Raw genomic sequence first — 16,963 nt, 5'->3', positions numbered from 1 at the left:
TCCTATCCCTCTTTCCAGCTACGGAGTCGCCATGAGCGAGGCGCACGTATCGGTCGAAGTCGCGCAGCAGGCGCGATTCGGCTTCGAAGTCACGTTTGCCGGCACGACGTTGTCGCCGGTGCTCATCGATGAACCGCCGCCGCTCGGCGACGGGCGCGGGCCGAACCCGATCCGGCTGCTTGCCGCGTCGGTCGCCAGCTGTCTCGCGGCGAGCCTGCTGTTCGCGCTGAACCGGCAGCATGTCGATCCGGAGCCGGTCACCGCGCGAATCGACGTCGACATGGCGCAGAACGAAGCGGGCAGGGTGCGCGTGGGCGCGATGGCCGTGCGGCTGTCGATCGGCAAGACGTGGGCCGATCTCGCGGCGGCGACGCGCGTGCTCGATCAGTTCGATGCGTATTGCGTGGTGACCGAGAGCATACGTGCGGGCATCCCGATCTCGGTCGATGTGTGCGACGTGAACGGCGCGGCGCTCGAATACGCGGCGACGGATATGTGAGTGCGCGTCAGTGCTCGGTGGCCGCCGCGACTTCGGCCGCTTCGGCGAGCGCTTCGAGAAAACGCGTGCGCCACCAGTGCACGTCGGTCTTGCGCACGATCGCCATCAGCGCGGAGTGACGCTGGCGGCGTTCTTCGAGCGGCATCGCGAGCGCGCGCTGGATCGCCTGCGCGGTGCCTTGCGTGTCGTACGGATTGACGAGCAGCGCCGGCTTCAATTGCTCGGCCGCACCCGCGAAGCGCGACAGCACGAGCACGCCCGGGTCGGCCGCGTCCTGCGCGGCGAGGAACTCCTTCGCGACGAGGTTCATCCCGTCGCGCAGCGGCGTGACGAGCGCGACGCGGCTCGCGCGATACAGGCCCGGCAAGCGCTTGCGCGCGACGGTGCGGTGAATGTAGCGCATCGGCATCCATTCGAGTTCGCCGTAGTCGCCGTTGATCGCGCCGCACAGGCTGTCCATCTCGCGCCGCAGGTCGTCGTATGCGCCCAGATCCTCGCGGCTCGGCGCGGCGATCTGGATCAGCGTCGCGCGGTTGCGGTTCTCCGGATACTGCTCGAGCAACTGGCGGAACGCATGCACGCGCTGCGGCAGCCCCTTCGTGTAGTCGAGCCGGTCGACGCCGACCAGCAACTGGCGGCGCGAATATTCATCGCGCATCCGGTCGAACATGTCGATGCCGTCGCGATCGCGGGCGAGCGACTCGAACTCGTCGACGTTGATGCCGATCGGAAACGCGCCGGCCGACAGCGTGCGGCCGAACGCGCGCAGGCGGCCATCCGGCAGCCGCGCGGCGCCGGCTTCCGCTTCGACGTAATGCTCGAAGTGGAGCAGATCCGATTCGGTCTGGAAGCCGACGAGGTCGTACGCGAACAGCGAGCGCATCAGCCATTCGTGTTCGGGGATCGCGGCCATGATCGGCGGCGGCGGCATCGGGATATGCAGGAAGAAGCCGATCGGATTCGTGCAGCCCATCGCGCGCAGCTCGGCGGCGAGCGGTATCAGCTGGTAGTCGTGCACCCAGACGACGTCGTCGGGGCGCAGCAGCGTGCGCAGCTTGCGCGCGAACAGCTGGTTCACGCGCCGGTAGCCGTCGGCGAAGCGCCGGTCGAACTGCGCGAGATCGAGCCGATAGTGGAACACCGGCCACAGCACGTTGTTCGAATAGCCGAGGTAGTAAGCGTCGTAGTCCTGCGGGTCGAGGTCGATCGTCGCGAGCTGGATCCCGCCGACGTTCTGGATCTGCACCTCTTCGCCGTGCGAGGGCTGATCGTCGGCGCCGCGTAGCCTGCCGCTCCAGCCGAACCAGACGCCGCCGGTTTCCTGCAGGCTGTCCTTCACGGCGACGGCGAGGCCGCCGGCCGCGGCTTTACGGGGATCTGCGATGCGATTGGATACGACGACGAGTCGGCTCACCAGCTCTCCTGACGATTGTTGGGGGAAGGTTCGTGCGGCCGGGGCGCGAAGCGGACGCCGCCATCGGCGCGCTGCGCGCGATGCGATGGGGCCGCAATGCGATCGGACGGGAATCAGGGCACGCGATTCGCCGTCCGAACGGGGAGTGCTTTTTTTAGGATACTCGTCATTCGCCAGTTTTAAAAGTCTGCGTCGGCGCAGGGGAAACGGCGAGATGCCGCGCGATGTGCGCTGCATCTCGCGACGGGCGGGGCCGGAACTTGTGCGGGCGAACGCCGCGTGCGCAAGTTCCGGCGGGCCGCACGGCACTCAGAACGTAGTGCGCAACCCGGCCATCACGCTGCGGCCGCCTTCGGGCGCGAAGCCGCGCACGACCGAAGTCGAATAGCGGATTTCCTGGTTCGTCAGGTTGTCGCCGCGCAGGTACGCGAGCCAGTGCGTCGCGCCGACGCGGAACTTGTAGGTCAGCATCACGCCGAGCGACGTGTAGCCGTCCGTCGAGAAGTCGTTGTCGGGCACGCGATGCTGCGACCACGCGTGCGTGACCTGCGCACGCGCGCCGAACGGGCCGTAACCGTAGTCGGCCGCGAGCGTCGCGCGCAGCGGCGCGATGCGCGGCAGCGGCTGGCCCGTGTCGACGTTGCGCGCGTGCGTGTAGTCGGCCGTCAGTTCCAGGTCGACCGTATGGCCGCGCCGCGAGAACGCGCGCCATTTGCCGTCCAGCTCGATGCCGTAGAACTCGGCGCGCACGCCGCGATAGATCGCTTCGTTCAGCGAGCCGTCGGCGCCGGGCGTGACGGGCTCGCCGTCGTCGTTCACGACGCGGCCGGTGTTGTACTCGGTCAGGTAGTTCGAGAAGCGGTTGTAGAACACGCCGACGCTGCCGCGGTTCGGGCCGCTCGCATAGCGCAGCGACAGGTCGGTCGACACGGCCTTTTCCTTCGACGCGTTCGGGTTGCCGATCAGGAACTGGCCGGTCGCATCGTGCGGGCCGTTCGAATACAGCTCGTAGAAGGTCGGCGCGCGTTCGGTGTACGCGACGTTCGCCGCGACCGACCACACGGGCGTCAGCGAAAACAGCGCGCCGGCCGACAGGCTGCCCGCATTGAAATCGCGCGGCTGCGCACCCGCGAATTTCTCGACGCCGGCCGGATCGGGGTCGACATTCACGTGCTCGAAGCGGCCGCCGAGAGACAGCTTCAGCGCCGGGACGACCTGCCATTCCTCGAGGCCGAACAGCGCGACGCTGTTGGTGCGGGTGGACGGCACGAGCGTCTCGTCGCCGAGCGCGGAAAACGTGTTCTGGCCGAACTGCACGCCGATCGCGCCTTCGAACGGGCCGATCCTGCGATGCCGCGCCTCGATGCGCGCCTCGTAGCCGCGGTTGCGGAAGGTGGTCGCCGTCTCGCCGTTGTCGACTTCCTTGTGGCGATAGTCGGTATACGCGAAGTCGAATTTCAGCTTCGTGAACGGCCCGCTCAGGTTGCGCACCTCGGACGCGAGCGCGAGGCGTTCCTGGCGCATCCGCAGCCGCACGTCGCTCTCCGCGACGGAGCCGTAGTTCGATTCGTAGCCGCTGTACGACAGGCCCGCGAAGCCGTCCGCCCACGTGTACGACGCGCCCACCGCGCCGCCGTGCACGCGGCCGTCGCTGTTCGGCACGCTGCCTTCCGGCTGCGGCGTATCGGGGCCGTCGATCGCGCGTTGTGCGCTGCTGCGTGCGTAGCCGGGAATCCGCAGCTTGCTCGTTTCGCGGTCGAACGCGTCGACGTGGAACGCGAAGCGGCCGTTGCCGCCTTCGACCTGCGCGGCACCCGCGCGCACGGAATTCGCGCCGCCGTAGCGCGCGTCGAGCGCACCCGTCACGCCTTCGATCGCTTCGCGCGGAATCCGGTTGTCGATCGTGTTGACGACGCCGCCCACCGCGTTGCCGCCGTACAGCAGCGCGGCCGGGCCGCGCACGATCTCGACGCGTTCGATCGACAGCGGATCCTGCGGTACCGCATGGTCGTACGACAGCGACGACGCGTCGTAGGACGCGACGCCGTTCTGCAGCAGCCGGATCCGGTCGCCGTCCATGCCGCGGATGATCGGGCGGCCGACCATCGGCCCGTAGGTGGTGGTCGACACGCCGGGCAGCCCGTTCAGCGTTTCGCCGAGCGAATCGGCCTGGCGGCGCGTCAGCGCGTCGCCGGAAAGCTGGACGGTCGGCGAGATCAGCTCGGTATCGCCGAGCGGGTTCGCGGTCACGAAGATCGGCGCGAGCGCGGTAGCCGAAGGCGTGCCCGATGCGGCGGGTGCATCGGTCTGCGCGTGCGCGGCGGCGGCGAGCAGCATCAGCGAAAGGGGCGAAAGCGGGCGAAGCGGTAGACGAGGGAGGTCGCGCATGGTCGGTGAATCGGTTGGAATCGGATCGGATAACGAGCGATGCGGGTCACAGCTGGATACGATATATTGTTGCGTCAACGACGCGCGGTGACCCGTTGGAACATGGCTCGGCGACGCTCGGCCACCCGGGAGGAAAGGCGTCAGGCGGACGAGCACGCGAAATGATATGTTATATCATTTCAAATTCCAAGCCGGATGTCAGCGGAGCGTACGACTTCCGTCTGGTCGTCGAAATATCGGTTCGAGCGGAAGGCGTTCCGGCTGAAGATCGCCTGCGAGTGCGACCGGCACGGCGTGGAGCGAAGCGCCGCGCGCCCGACCGCGTCGCGCCGCCGTGCGGCGCGATGAAGCAGCCGCGATTTGCGGATGGCGCGCATCGCGTTGATACGTATCAACGTCCTCCGATTCCGAAACCGGATACTGGATCGCTCATCGACCAGACAGGAGCGACGCATGACGCAAACCATGAAAGCCGCCGTGGTGCACGCATTCGGCGAACCGTTGCGTATCGAGGAAGTGCCCGTGCCGACGCCGGGCCCCGGCCAGATCCTCGTCAACATCAAGGCGACGGGCGTCTGCCATACCGATCTGCACGCGGCCGACGGCGACTGGCCCGTGAAGCCGTCGCTGCCGTTCATTCCGGGGCATGAAGGCGTGGGCATCGTCGCGGCGGTCGGCGCGGGCGTCACGCACGTGCGCGAGGGCGACCGCGTCGGCGTGCCATGGCTTTACAAGGCCTGCGGACATTGCGAGTACTGCTATACGGGCTGGGAAACGCTGTGTCACGACCAGCAGAACACCGGCTATTCGGTGAACGGCAGCTATGCGGAATACGTGCTGGCCGATCCCGACTACGTCGGCCATCTGCCGGCGAAGGTCGCGTTCGACGAGATCGCGCCGATCCTGTGCGCGGGCGTGACCGTCTACAAGGGCATTCGCGTCACCGATACGCGCCCCGGTCAGTGGCTCGCGATCTCCGGCGTCGGCGGCCTCGGGCACGTGGCGGTGCAATATGCACGCGCGATGGGCCTGCACGTTGCCGCGATCGACATTTCGCCCGACAAGCTCGCGCTCGCGCGGCAGCTCGGCGCGGAACTGACGATCGACGCATCGGTCGACGATCCGGCGAAGGTGATCCAGAAAGAGATCGGCGGTGCGCACGGCGTGCTGGTCACGGCGGTGTCGCGCAGCGCGTTCGCGCAGGCGCTCGGGATGGTGCGGCGCGGCGGCACGGTCGCGCTCAACGGGCTGCCGCCCGGCGATTTCCCGTTGCCGATCTTCTCGACGGTGCTGAACGGCATCACCGTGCGCGGCTCGATCGTCGGCACGCGCCGCGACCTGCAGGAATCGCTCGACTTCGCGGCCGACGGCCTGGTGCGCGCGCATATCCATCGCGACCGGCTCGGCAACATCAACGACGTGTTCGCGAAGTTACGCGAAGGCAAGGTCGACGGGCGCATCGTGCTGACCGAGATGCAGTGACGCGCGCGGCCGCCGCGCGACGGATCACGTCGCGACGGCGGCCGTGCAGCCTGGTTCACATCATTGGGCGAAGAACACGTCCGTGCGGTTCGTCAGGTTGCCCGCGCTGGTCTGGACGAAGAACGGATGGAACGACGACGACGGGCCGACGTCGAGGCCCTGGTAGTCGCCGATGAAGAAGCCTTCCGCGTTCGGCGCGAGCTTCATGTCGAACGGTCCGCCGACGCGCCGCTCGTCGCTGAACGTGGCGCCGCCGTCGTGCGAGATCTTGCGCCAGAAGCCCGTCGGCAGCGTCGTCGTGTTCCCGGCCAGCAGGTCGCGGAAGTCGTAGTGGGTGACCATCACGGCGCCCGCGTTGTCGACGCGCACCGACGGATTGAAGGCCGGCCGGCCGGTCGGCGTGTTGATCTGCAGCGGCGCGCTCCAGGATGCGCCGCCGTCCTTCGACGTCGATAGCGCGACCTCGTCGTACTTGCCGCCGTTGAAGCGGCTGTCCTGCCATACGACGTAAAGCTGGCCCGATGCGGGATCGATCGCGGGCTCGGGAATGATGTCGCCGGTGCGCACGGGTTCGCCGGTGTTCGGGTCCGTCACGCCGACCGTCTGCAGCCCCGCGATCACCTGCGGCTGTGTCCAGGTTGCGCCGTCGTCGGTCGACTTGATGAACGCGACCTTGCCCGCGGCCTTGCTGAACGGCGGCTGGATCAGGTTGAAGAAATCGTACAGCGTGCCGCTTTTCGGATCGACGACGATCTGGTTGCCGATCGTCTGCTGGCGCGACGGCACGTGGACGATGACCTTCGCCTTGCTCCAGGTCTTGCCGCCGTCGGTCGTCTTCGAGAACAGCGTCGGCCCGCGGAACGCCTGCGTATGCAGGTTCGCGTACGGATTGCCGTTCGGCAGTTCGAGGCGGTCCCATACCGCGTATGCGGTGCCGGCCTTCACCGGGTTCGCCGTCACCGATTCCTTGTCGTTGAAGAACTGCGTGGTCGGTTCGTTGTCCGCCATCAGCAATGCGGGGCTGCTCCACGTCTGCCCGCCGTCGGCCGATACCGATGCCGCGACCGCGTTGCTGTTGTTCGACTGGTTGAACGAGATCGATACCGAATACGCGGTGCCGTCCGGGCCGAAGGACACCCATGGGTCGGACGCGCGCTCGTACTTGAGCCCGCCCGGCGCGCACGCGCTGAACGGCTGAGTCGTCCGCGCCCAGGTCGCGCCGCCGTCGAACGTATAGCCGGCGACGAGCCCGTGCGCGCCGCCGTTCGACCAGCGGTCCTGCTGCCATACGCCGATCATGTTCGTCGGGTTTGCCGGATTGACCGAAAGCCAGGGTTCGACCTCGGCATTCACATAGACGGTGCCGGGCCCGCCTATGGTGCAGGCGGCGTATGGACTGGGGCCGGACACGAGCACGGGATCGGCGTGCGCGGCGGCACAGGCCAGCGCCATCACGGCGGGCAGGCAGGTGAAAAGCGGGTGGGACACGATAGTGCGTCGCATGAACTGCTCCTCGTTGACGTGCGGCCGCGATGGTGCGGCGGAACGAGGCAGCGCGAGCCGATGCGCGGCGGCACAGGCCGCCGGATCGGGGCGCCGCGGCGACGCGCACGATGCATGCCGCCGGGACGTGTCGTTCAGGATACCGCTTCAGCCACCGCGATCCGCGTGCGCTGGATACCGCCAGCACTTCGGTCAAGACTCCTATTCGTTTTATTGCTTGTAACGGATGTGTCGTTGATGCCGCCCGGCTGGGACGCCGGTTCGGGCAGGCGAAGAATGCGTAGAAGTGGATTGCAATGTAGATGATCCGGATGCGGCGCGGCAGGCAATTTTTTGTAACAGAGCGTAGCCGGAAAGCGTTGCCGGAGCGGCGCGGCGCGAACGCAAAATTTGCCGTCGCGAGTGCGCGGAAATCGAATCGAAAAGGCGAATCGCAATCGCTTTCGATTGCGGCCGGCGCGAGCCGGTTTTGTCGAATCGATTCGCTGCCGGCAGGCGATGCGGCGTCCGCGTTGCCGCTGCTCAGCGCTCCGCCGGAAACCGGTCCTGCAACGCGTGCAGCCAGCGCGCGACGATATCGAGTTCCGCGTCGGAAAACCCGTCGCACAGCTTCTCGTTCAATTCGCGCAGCAGCACGCGCGCGCGCTTGAGCGCCGTGTGGCCTTCGTCGGTCAGGTACAGGCGCGTCGCGCGGCCGTCGTTCGAATCGGCGTGGCGCGCGAGCAGGCCGGCTTTCGCCATCCGGTCGGCGAGCCCCGTCATCGCGGACGGCGCGAGCTGCAGCGCGGCGCCGACTTCGCCGATCAGCGCGCCGTCCTGCTTCGCGAGACAGAACAGCACGCCGGCCTGCGCGGCGCTCGCGCGCGTATCGGTCTCGGCCTTGCGGTCGACCCAGCGCTGCACGCGCCGCTGGCCGATGTTCAACAGGAAAAACAGTCGTCGGTTTTCGCTCAAGCTGGGTTCCCGGCTGCAATGGAAAGGGAGGGACGGCCGGCGGCGCGCGGCGTGTCGAGTGCCTGCGCGAGCCAGTCGGCCAGGTCGGGCCACAGCACGGTGCCGGGCCGGCTGCGGAAGAAGCCCATGTGCCCGACCGGGCCGCTGCCCGCCGCGTGCGGATCGATCTGGCGGCGCTCGACCGCCGCGCCGGTCAGATAGCTTACCAGCAGGTCGATCGCGGCCGGGTTCGCCCACGGATCGTCGTCGAAGCCGAGCGCGAGGACAGGCAGCCGCTGTTTCGAGAAACGATCGGCCGCGCCGAGTGTCGGATCGTCGAAGAAATAGTGCGGCAGCGTCGTCCAGCGGCTCCATTCGCGGAACACGCCGGCCGGCAGGTCCTCGCCGAGCCCGAGCCGCTTGCCGGGCACGTAGCCGAGCAGCGCGGACATCAGCGGGCCCAGCACGCGCAGGATCAGCCGCACCTTCAGGCGCTCGGCCGCCTGCGCGATCAGTCGCGTGCTGCCTGCATGCGCGGCGACGAGCACGGCCGCGCGCAGATGCGTCGTGCTCGCGGAAAGCCCGATCGCGTGCCCGCCGACGCTATGCCCGACCGCCAGCAGCGGCAATCCTTCGTATGCCTGCCGTGCCCATGCGGTCGCGGCGCCGACGTCGAGCTCCATCCAGTCGCGCATGCGGGCTCGCAGCGCGCCCAGGCGCGCGGGCCGCGACGCGCCGATGCCGCGGTAGTTGTAGGTCAATGCCGCGAAGCCGCGTTCGGTCAGGAAGCGCGCGAAGCCCGCATACAGCCGCTCCGGCACGGCCGTCGCCGGATGGATCAGCACCAGCGCGCGCGGTTCGGCATCGGGCGTCCACAGCGTGCCGCGCAGCGGATAGCCGTCGATGGCGGAAAACTCGATCGGTTGGGAGGTCATGGCCGTCCTCGTTCCAGATGGTTATTTCGTATGCGAAATATAGTCCGGGATTTATTTCGTGCGCGAAATATCTGTCGAGGAATCATTCGAACGATATGTGGCGGAGGGCTGCGTCCGGTGTCGCGTGACGCGGCTCGTTCCATAAAATATTTGCATCTTTACATAGAAGAATATTGCGTTTGTCTCATGAAGAGGATCGCCGTATCTTCATCGGATCCATCCGTTCCGCCGGCCGTCGCGCAAGGCGGACAACGAGGCGCCGCCGTCGTGCGGCAGCCCGCCAACCATCCGGGAGATCACGTTGCTGAGCCGAATCGTCACGGCGCTCTTGCTGGCGCTTGCCGCGCAGCCGGGCATCGCGAAAGACACCGTCACGCTGCGCGTCGGTGAACAGAACTACTTCAACATCCAGGCGTCGATGGAGGCGTCCGGCGTGCTGAAGGACCTGCCTTACACGATCGAGTGGAAGCACTTCCAGGCCGCCGCGCCGGTCGCCGAGAGCCTGAACGGCAACGCGATCGACATCGGCTTTCTCGGCGATTCCGCGCTGCTCACACTTGCCGCGCGCGGCGCGCCGGTGAAGGTCGTCGCGGTGTCGCGGCAGAGCCTCGACGGCGTCGCGATCCTCGTGCCGAAGAATTCGCCGGTGCGTACCGTGGCCGATTTGCAAGGCAAGACCGTCGCCGTGTGGCGCGGCGCATGGAGCCAGCAGCTCGTGCTGCGCGCGCTCGAACACGCGGGCCTGCGCGCGGATTCGGTCAAGTACGCGTACCTGATGCCGATCGACGCGACCAACGCGCTCGCGAACGGCTCGGTCGATGCCGTGTCGCTGTGGGAGCCGTTCGTCAGCACGCTGGCGTTGCGGCAGGGCGCGCGGCCCATCACCACCGCGCAGGGGCTGATGCCCGCGCTGAGCTTCGTCGCCGCGAACGAGCAGGCCGCGTCGGGCAAGCGGGCGGAGATCACCGATTTCCTGAAGCGCGTCGTGGCCGCACGCCAGTGGGTCGACAGCCATCCGCGCGAGTACGCGGACCTATGGTCGAAGCGCGCGAAGCTCGAGCCCGACGTCGCGTACCGCTGGCTCGACAATGCGAAGCAGCGCGTGGGCCCGGTCGACGACACGGCCGCGAAGGACGCGCAGAACACGGCCGATTTCCTGCACAAGGCCGGCGTGATTCCGGCCGCGTACGACACGTCGAAGCTGCTCGACCGCTCGTATGCGGGTGCGTTCGCGGCGCCTGCGCAAAAGACGGCCGCCGCGCAGTAATCGCGCGGTCGCATCCCCGATTCCCGATCGAGAACCAGAAGGACAACCCGACATGCCAGTCGACATCATCGGCATGATCACCGCGACGCCCGGCGCGGAGGTCGACGTACCGGGCGGCGCGGCCGTCCAGCCCGACTACGTGCGCCGCTTCGCGCACGCGCACGAGGCGGCGGGCTTCGACCAGATCCTGGTCGGCCATTTCAGCAACGCGGCGGACGGTTTCATCGTCGCGTCGTTCGCGGCCGCCGCGACCGAACGCATCCGCATCCTGCTCGCGCACCGGCCGGGCGTGATCGTGCCGTCGGTCGCCGCGCGGCAGATCGCGACGCTCGACGTGTTCAGCGGCGGCCGGCTCGCGCTGAACGTCGTGTCGGGCGGCGACGATTCGGACTTGCAGCGCGACGGCGATTTCGTGCCGCACGATGCACGCTACCGCCGCACCGGCGAATATCTCGACGTGCTGAAGCGGATCTGGCTGGCCGACGCGCCGGTCGACCACGACGGCGAGTTCTACCGGCTGCGCGGCGCGTCGCCGCTCGTGAAGGGCGCGCAGCGGCCGCACGTGCCGATCTATTTCGGCGGCTCGTCGCCGGCCGCGCTCGCGGTCGCGGGCGAGCACGCGGATGTCTACATGACGTGGGGCGAGCCGCTCGCATCGGTGCGCGAGCAGATCGCGCGCGTGCATGCCGCCGCCGCGCCGTTCGGGCGCGCGCCGCGCATCAGCGTGTCGTTTCGGCCGATCGTCGCCGATACCGAGGCCGCCGCGTGGGAGAAGGCCGAGGCGATTCGCGAGCGCGTACGCGCGGCGCGGGTCGCGAACGGCCAGCCGATCGCCGGCCACGCGCCGCAGAATGCGGGCTCGCAACGGTTGATGGCCGCCGCCGCGCAGGGCGACGTGCTCGACGAGCGCTTGTGGATGGGTGTCGCGAACCTGACCGGTGCGCGCTGGAATTCGACCGCGCTGGTCGGCACGCCCGAACAGGTCGCGCGGGCGCTCGGCGCGTACTACCGGCTCGGCGTGTCGACGTTCCTGATTCGCGGGTTCGATCCGCTCGACGATGCGCTGGCCTACGGGCGCGACCTGATTCCGGCGATTCATGCGCATGTCGCGGAGCTCGACCGGTATCAAGCGGCGGTGACGGCATAGGCTCGGCTAGGCGACGAACGGTATTTCATCGACTCGCCCCGGCATTTCCGTTGTGGAATGCCGGGGCGATGTCATTTCAGGCATCGACGCATCGACGCCTTCAGAACGACGGCAACCCCGGCGGATTGGTTTCCGCCCGAGCGATCGCCTCGCTTTGCAAACCCCATCTCGCGAGCGCCTGCCCATACCAGCCGCTGCCGATCAGCGCATTCGTCGCTAGCGTCAGCGCGGGCGCGAGGCCGCTGCCGCGACGCGTTGCGATCGCGACGTCGGCATTGTTCGGCCAGCCCGCATTGACGACGCCGACGCGGCGGATCTTGCCGCTGCGCGCGGCCTCGTACGCGAGCGACGCGTTCGGGTTCAGCTCCGCATCGGCGCGGCCCGACAGCAGCGCGACGCGCGCGGTCGCGTCGTCGTCGAAATAGAGCAGCTCGGTCGCCTTCAATCCTTGAGCGACGTTGCGCCGGCTCCATTCGAGCAGGATGCGCTCCTGGCTCGTGCCGGCACCGGTGATGATCCGCAGGCCCGCGATGTCCTTCGGCTCGGCGATCTTCGCGATCGGGCTGCCGGTGCGCACATAGAAGCCGTGCAGCCCGAGCCGGTAGGTCGTGAAATCGTATTTCTCCTTGCGCTTCTCGGTCACGCCGACGTTCGAGATCACCGCGTCGTACTTGCCGGACGTCAGCCCGAGCGGCCAGTCGGCCCATGCGATCGGCACCAGTACGAGCGTGCGGCCGAGCGCATCGGCGACGAGCTGCGCATAGTCGGGATCGGCGCCGACCACGGTGCGTGCGTCGGTCGCGTAGGTCGATACGGGGGGCGCGTGCGGTGAAATCGCAACCGTGAATGCGCCGTCGCGCACCCAGCGGTAGCCGCTCGCCTCGCGGATGGCCGCGTCGTCGCGCGACGCGCGAATCCGGCCGGCCTGGCGCGGGTCGAGGTCGGCGGTTGCAGCCGCCGCGTGTGCGATGCGCGACGACAGGCCGCCGGATGCCGCGATCAGCGCGGCGGTCATGAATTGACGTCGATCGATCATCGTGTGGCGCCCCGGTTGTCGGAAGGGATGCGCATCACAGCACCCGCGACAGGAACGCGCGCGTGCGCGGATGCGACGGCGCGTCGAGCACGACGGCCGGCGGCCCGGCTTCGACGATGCGTCCGCGCTCCATGAACAGCACGTTGTCCGCGACCTCGCGCGCGAAGCCGATCTCGTGCGTGACGATCACGAGCGTCGTGCCCGAGCGCGCGAGTTCCTTGATCACGTCGAGCACCTCGTTGACGAGTTCCGGGTCGAGCGCGGACGTCGGCTCGTCGAACAGCAGCACCTTCGGACGCAACGCGAGCGCCCGCGCGATCGCGACGCGCTGCTGCTGGCCGCCGGACAATTGGCGCGGGTACGCATCGGCCTTATCCGCAAGACCGACGCGCGCGAGCAGCGTGCGTGCGGTGCGCTCGGCCGCATCGCGCGTGACGCCGGCGACGGCGATCGGCGTCTCGATCAGGTTCTCGAGCACCGTCAGGTGCGGGAACAGGTTGAAATTCTGGAACACCATCCCGACGGCCGTGCGCCGCTTCAGCACGTCGCGCTCCTTCAGCTCGTAGAGCACGTCGCCGTCGCGGCGATAGCCGATCAGTTCGCCGTCGATGTCGATGAAACCGTCGTCGACGCGTTCGAGATGGTTGATCGTGCGCAGCAGCGTCGACTTGCCCGAGCCCGACGGCCCGACGATCGCGGTCACGCTGCCGCGCGGCGCGACGAACGACACGTTGTCGAGCACGCGCTGCATGCCGAACTGCTTCGATACGCCATGCACGGCCACTTCGCCGCCGGCGCGCGGCACGGCGGCGGCAACGGTTTCGGTATTGCGTTCGGCCTGCTGCGCGATCGACGCCGAATGGCGCGACGCGGCACGCCGCCACAGCACGCCGATGCGTGCGAGCGCGAACGTGAGCACCGACGGCGGCGGATTGCGCAGCGCGCCGCGCGCATAGTGCCGCTCGACCTGCACCTGGATCGCCGACAGCACCGTCAGGATGATCAAATACCAGACGGTCGCGACCATCAGCAGCGGAATCACTTCGAGGTTGCGGCGATAGATCACCTGCACCGTGTAGAACAGCTCAGGCATCGCGAGCACGTACACCATCGACGTGCCTTTCGCGAGCGTGATCAGGTCGTTGAACGCGGTCGGCAGGATCGCGCGCATCGCTTGCGGCAGCACGATTCGCATGGTCTGGCGGCCGCGCGGCAGCCCGAGCGCGGCGGCCGCCTCGAGCTGGCCCTGGTCGACCGCGAGAATGCCGCCGCGGATCACTTCCGCGGAAAACGCCGCGTGGTTCAGCGTGAGGCCGAGCACGGCCGCGAGGAACGGGCTGATCAGGTCGGTCGTCGGCGCTTCGAACCACACGATGCCGGTGAACGGCACGCCGAGCCGCACATGCTCGTACAGGTAGCCGAGGTTGTTCAGGATCAGCAGCAGTACGATCAGCGGAATCGAGCGGAACAGCCACACGAAGGTCCATGCGCTCGCGGACAGCAGGCGCGACCGCGACAGCCGGGCCAGCGCGACGAACGCGCCGAGCACGAAGCCGAACACCGCGCCGAGCAGCGTCAGCACCAGCGTGCGCGCGAGCCCCGACAGCACCGGCGGCGACAGGAACCATTCGGCGAACACCGGCCAGCCCCATTGCGGGTTGCCGAGGATCGAATGCAGCGCGATCGCGATCAGCACGACGGCGAGCACGGTGCCGGCCGTGCGCGCCCGGTGGCGCGCGGGCACGATCCGGAACCGCGTGCCGGGCTCGCGCGCGCCGGCGGAAGAGAGCGGCGGCAGTGCGCCGCCGAGGTGGGTCGTGTCGCTCATGTCGTTGGAAGTCCTCGAATCGGTCGGTCAGTCGGTCGCGCCGCGCACGGGCGGCGCGGCGGTCGGCACATGGCCGGGCCGCGGTGGCTCAGGCGTGCGCTTCGGCCGCCGTTTCCTGCGCGGCGCCGGGTGCCGCGTGGCGGCTCGCCTTGCGCGGCAGGCCGAGGTGGTCGCGCAGCGTCGCGCCGGGCAGGTCGCGGCTGTAGCGGCCGCGCGCCTCGAGCACCGGAATCACGAGTTCGACGAAATCGTCGACGCCTTGCGCCTGCACCGGAAAGCCGAGGATGAAGCCGTCGCCGGCGCCCGCGTCGTGCCAGCGGATCAGCTCGTCGGCGACATGCTCGGCCGTGCCGATGAAGTTCGGGCGCGGCGTCGCGACCGCGAGCGCCGTCTCGCGCAGCGACAGGCCTTTGCTCTTCGCGTCGGCCTTGATCCGGTCGGTAGTCGAGCGGAAGCTGTTGCGGCCGAGGTCGCCGAGTTCCGGGAACGGCGCGTCGAGTGCGTATTGCGTGAAATCGTGGTGATCGAAATAGCGGCCGAGATATGCGAGCGCTTCGTCGATCGTCAGCAGGTCGCGGATCGCCTGGTATTTGTCTTCGGCCTCGGCGGCCGTGCGGCCGACGATCGGCCCGACGCCGGGGAAGATCTTCACGTCGCCGGCTTGCCGTCCGTGCTCGACCGCGCTCTGCTTCACGCGCTGCGTGAACGCGGCTGTTTCGTCGAGCGACGGCGAATGCGTGAACACCGCGTCCGCGTACTTTCCCGCGAGCCCGATGCCGGTGTCGGACGAGCCGGCCTGGAAGATCACCGGCTGCCCCTGCGGCGAGCGCTGGATGTTGAGCGGGCCCGCGACCTGGAAGAAGCGGCCGTGGTGATCGAGCGTGTGCAGCTTGTCGCGATCGAAGAAGCGGCCGGTCGCGCGGTCGCGCACGAACGCGTCGTCGTCCCAGCTGTCCCACAGGCCCTGCACGACGTCGAGGTATTCGTCGGCGATCTCGTAGCGCAGTTCGTGATCGGGATGCGCCTTGCCGAAATTCTTCGCGGTGCCTTCGAGCGGTGTCGTCACGACGTTCCAGCCGGCGCGGCCGCCGCTGATCGCGTCGAGCGACGCGAGCTGGCGCGCGACCGTGAACGGCTCGCTGTACGACGTCGAGATGGTTCCCGCGAGCCCGATCTTCTTCGTCGCGACCGCGAGCGCCGACAGCACGGTCAGCGGCTCGAAGCGGTTCAGGAAATGCGGGATCGACTTCTCGTTGATGTAGAGGCCGTCCGCGACGAACGCGAACGCGATGCCGGCGGCTTCCGCCTTGCGCGCGATGCCGATCGCGAAGTCGAGGTTGATGCTCGCGTCCGGCGGGTTGCTCGGGTGCCGCCATGCGTTCATGTGGCTGCCTGCGCCTTGCAGCATCAGGCCGAAGGGGATCGATCGTCGGGTCGTCATGGGAGCGTCACGCGTTCTGGTCAGGAGAGAGGGAGCGGTCGGCCGCGAGGGCCGCTTGCAACGGCGTGGCCGACAGCGCGCCGCCGAGCCATTCGACCGACGCGAGCCGCGCCGCGTAGTCGGTCACCGGCGAATCGATCACGAACGCATCGACGTCGAGCCGCCGGCTCAGCGCATCGAGCGCGCGGTGCACGCGCTCGGGCGTATCGGCCAGCACGGTCGGGCGCAGCTCGTCGATCCGGTAGTCGGACGCGCCGCTTTGCCGCGCGAATTCGGCGGCCGCCTGTGCGCTCGCCAGGTTGAAACTCTGCCCGCCCGCGAACTGCAGCTTGAAGATCTTCAGCGGTCCGATCAGCTGCTCGGCCTCGTCGCGCGTCGGCGCGGCCACCGCGTACAGCGCAACGAGCGGCCGCGTGCCGCCCGCGCCGCGGTACGCGTCGAGCGAGCGTTCGAGATTTGCGTCGTCGCCGTTGAAATGCCCCGCGTAGCAGAAGCGCCAGCCGTGGCGCGCGGCGAGCGCGCCGCTGTCCGGCGAGCCGCCGAGCAGGATGCGTTCGGGCGGCTGCGGCGGTACCGGCATCGCGACCGCGCCGGCGAGCGGATGATCTTCGGCGACGCCCCAGCCGAGAAACGCGTCGAGCTCCGCGAGCTGGCCCGCGAAGTCGGGCTTCTTCGCCTTGTCGTGGAACCACTGCAGCGCGCGCGTGGTGAGCGGCAGCCCGCCGGGCGCCTTGCCGATGCCGAGATCGACGCGGCCCGGCGCGAGCGCGGCCAGCACCTTGAACGCTTCGGCGACCTTGAACGGGCTGTAGTGCTGCAGCATCACGCCGCCCGAGCCGACGCGGATGCGCGACGTGTGCGCGAGCAGGTGCGCGACGACGATCTCCGGCGCGGAACTCGCGAAACCCGGCGTGCCGTGATGCTCGGCGACCCAGAAGCGCTCGTAGCCGAGCTGTTCGGCGCGCTGCGCAAGCGTCGTGGTGAAGCGCAGCGCGTCGGCGGCGCTCGCGCCGTCGGCGATCGGACTCTTGTCCAGCAACGAAAGCGAATAAGACATGGTGAGCGGCGTTCCTGCGTATGGCGTGGATGG

At 68.5% G+C, this 16,963-nt stretch carries 13 protein-coding genes; 4 read left to right on the top strand and 9 right to left on the bottom strand.

All coding sequences use genetic code 11. The features are described 5' to 3' along the window. Nucleotides 1–31: 31 nt before the first annotated feature. The gene (locus tag MRS60_RS20395; RefSeq protein ID WP_034180160.1) at nucleotides 32–499 is read left to right on the top strand and encodes an OsmC family protein; all 468 of its coding nucleotides are present in this window, start codon (nucleotides 32–34) and stop codon (nucleotides 497–499) included. A 7-nt stretch (nucleotides 500–506) separates the two neighbouring features. Here the strand turns inward: MRS60_RS20395 and otsA are convergent, their stop codons facing one another. Together otsA and MRS60_RS20385 are read right to left on the bottom strand one after the other, a co-directional pair. Next, on the bottom strand, nucleotides 507–1,913 hold the full coding sequence (gene otsA / locus MRS60_RS20390; RefSeq protein ID WP_034180159.1) for an alpha,alpha-trehalose-phosphate synthase (UDP-forming): 1,407 nt from the start codon (nucleotides 1,911–1,913) through the stop codon (nucleotides 507–509). A 309-nt stretch (nucleotides 1,914–2,222) separates the two neighbouring features. Continuing rightward, a complete protein-coding gene (locus MRS60_RS20385; protein WP_243566540.1) occupies nucleotides 2,223–4,301 on the bottom strand; it encodes a TonB-dependent receptor in 2,079 nt (692 codons plus the stop codon). Nucleotides 4,302–4,754: 453 nt separating this feature from the next. Between MRS60_RS20385 and adhP the strand changes: the two genes are divergently transcribed. Next, nucleotides 4,755–5,783, top strand: coding sequence for an alcohol dehydrogenase AdhP (gene adhP / locus MRS60_RS20380; protein ID WP_034180156.1), 1,029 nt, complete (start codon nucleotides 4,755–4,757; stop codon nucleotides 5,781–5,783). Between the two features lie 60 nt (nucleotides 5,784–5,843). On the opposite strand, the gene MRS60_RS20375 is transcribed toward adhP, so the two are convergent. The 3 genes from MRS60_RS20375 to MRS60_RS20365 form a co-directional block, all read right to left on the bottom strand. Continuing rightward, nucleotides 5,844–7,286 carry a sialidase family protein gene (locus MRS60_RS20375; RefSeq protein WP_034180155.1) on the bottom strand — a complete coding sequence of 481 codons (1,443 nt, stop codon included), beginning with the start codon at nucleotides 7,284–7,286 and terminating at the stop codon, nucleotides 5,844–5,846. 522 nt (nucleotides 7,287–7,808) lie between these two features. Next, nucleotides 7,809–8,240 (bottom strand): MarR family winged helix-turn-helix transcriptional regulator, encoded by a 432-nt coding sequence (locus tag MRS60_RS20370; protein ID WP_243566539.1) that lies wholly within the window; start codon nucleotides 8,238–8,240, stop codon nucleotides 7,809–7,811. Continuing rightward, complete coding sequence (locus MRS60_RS20365) at nucleotides 8,237–9,154, bottom strand: alpha/beta hydrolase family protein (RefSeq protein WP_243566538.1); 918 nt, start codon at nucleotides 9,152–9,154, stop codon at nucleotides 8,237–8,239. Before MRS60_RS20365 ends, MRS60_RS20370 begins: the two co-directional genes overlap by 4 nt. A 301-nt stretch (nucleotides 9,155–9,455) precedes the next feature. Between MRS60_RS20365 and MRS60_RS20360 the strand changes: the two genes are divergently transcribed. Then, the gene (locus MRS60_RS20360) at nucleotides 9,456–10,421 is read left to right on the top strand and encodes an ABC transporter substrate-binding protein (protein ID WP_105391918.1); all 966 of its coding nucleotides are present in this window, start codon (nucleotides 9,456–9,458) and stop codon (nucleotides 10,419–10,421) included. Nucleotides 10,422–10,473: 52 nt separating this feature from the next. Further along, nucleotides 10,474–11,568: an LLM class flavin-dependent oxidoreductase gene (locus MRS60_RS20355; protein WP_243566537.1), complete on the top strand. Its 1,095-nt coding sequence runs from the start codon at nucleotides 10,474–10,476 to the stop codon at nucleotides 11,566–11,568. Nucleotides 11,569–11,668: 100 nt separating this feature from the next. Here the strand turns inward: MRS60_RS20355 and MRS60_RS20350 are convergent, their stop codons facing one another. From MRS60_RS20350 to MRS60_RS20330, 4 genes are all read right to left on the bottom strand, one after another. Continuing rightward, nucleotides 11,669–12,604 carry an ABC transporter substrate-binding protein gene (locus tag MRS60_RS20350; protein ID WP_243566536.1) on the bottom strand — a complete coding sequence of 312 codons (936 nt, stop codon included), beginning with the start codon at nucleotides 12,602–12,604 and terminating at the stop codon, nucleotides 11,669–11,671. A gap of 34 nt (nucleotides 12,605–12,638) precedes the next feature. Beyond that, nucleotides 12,639–14,432, bottom strand: a complete 1,794-nt coding sequence (locus MRS60_RS34965) for an amino acid ABC transporter permease/ATP-binding protein (protein ID WP_279388973.1) — start codon at nucleotides 14,430–14,432, stop codon at nucleotides 12,639–12,641. Nucleotides 14,433–14,520: 88 nt separating this feature from the next. Continuing rightward, a complete protein-coding gene (locus MRS60_RS20335; protein WP_243566535.1) occupies nucleotides 14,521–15,873 on the bottom strand; it encodes an LLM class flavin-dependent oxidoreductase in 1,353 nt (450 codons plus the stop codon). A 7-nt stretch (nucleotides 15,874–15,880) separates the two neighbouring features. Continuing rightward, nucleotides 15,881–16,930 carry an LLM class flavin-dependent oxidoreductase gene (locus MRS60_RS20330; protein WP_243566534.1) on the bottom strand — a complete coding sequence of 350 codons (1,050 nt, stop codon included), beginning with the start codon at nucleotides 16,928–16,930 and terminating at the stop codon, nucleotides 15,881–15,883. Nucleotides 16,931–16,963 lie beyond the last annotated feature (33 nt).

The organism is Burkholderia pyrrocinia (genome assembly GCF_022809715.1).
GTDB classification, from domain to species: Bacteria; Pseudomonadota; Gammaproteobacteria; order Burkholderiales; family Burkholderiaceae; genus Burkholderia; species Burkholderia pyrrocinia_C.
The sequence above is the reverse complement of the archived record's forward strand: the minus strand, read 5'-3'. Positions and strand labels throughout refer to the sequence as shown.

Bases quoted from the DNA above. Each gene is read 5' to 3' on its own strand.
- MRS60_RS20395 (WP_034180160.1), top strand. From the start codon at position 32: ATGAGCGAGGCGCACGTATCGGTCGAAGTCGCGCAGCAGGCGCGATTC.
- MRS60_RS20385 (WP_243566540.1), bottom strand. From the start codon at position 4,301: ATGCGCGACCTCCCTCGTCTACCGCTTCGCCCGCTTTCGCCCCTTTCG.
- adhP (WP_034180156.1), top strand. From the start codon at position 4,755: ATGACGCAAACCATGAAAGCCGCCGTGGTGCACGCATTCGGCGAACCG.
- MRS60_RS20375 (WP_034180155.1), bottom strand. From the start codon at position 7,286: ATGCGACGCACTATCGTGTCCCACCCGCTTTTCACCTGCCTGCCCGCC.
- MRS60_RS20365 (WP_243566538.1), bottom strand. From the start codon at position 9,154: ATGACCTCCCAACCGATCGAGTTTTCCGCCATCGACGGCTATCCGCTG.
- MRS60_RS20355 (WP_243566537.1), top strand. From the start codon at position 10,474: ATGCCAGTCGACATCATCGGCATGATCACCGCGACGCCCGGCGCGGAG.
- MRS60_RS20350 (WP_243566536.1), bottom strand. From the start codon at position 12,604: ATGATCGATCGACGTCAATTCATGACCGCCGCGCTGATCGCGGCATCC.
- MRS60_RS34965 (WP_279388973.1), bottom strand. From the start codon at position 14,432: ATGAGCGACACGACCCACCTCGGCGGCGCACTGCCGCCGCTCTCTTCC.
- MRS60_RS20335 (WP_243566535.1), bottom strand. From the start codon at position 15,873: ATGACGACCCGACGATCGATCCCCTTCGGCCTGATGCTGCAAGGCGCA.
- MRS60_RS20330 (WP_243566534.1), bottom strand. From the start codon at position 16,930: ATGTCTTATTCGCTTTCGTTGCTGGACAAGAGTCCGATCGCCGACGGC.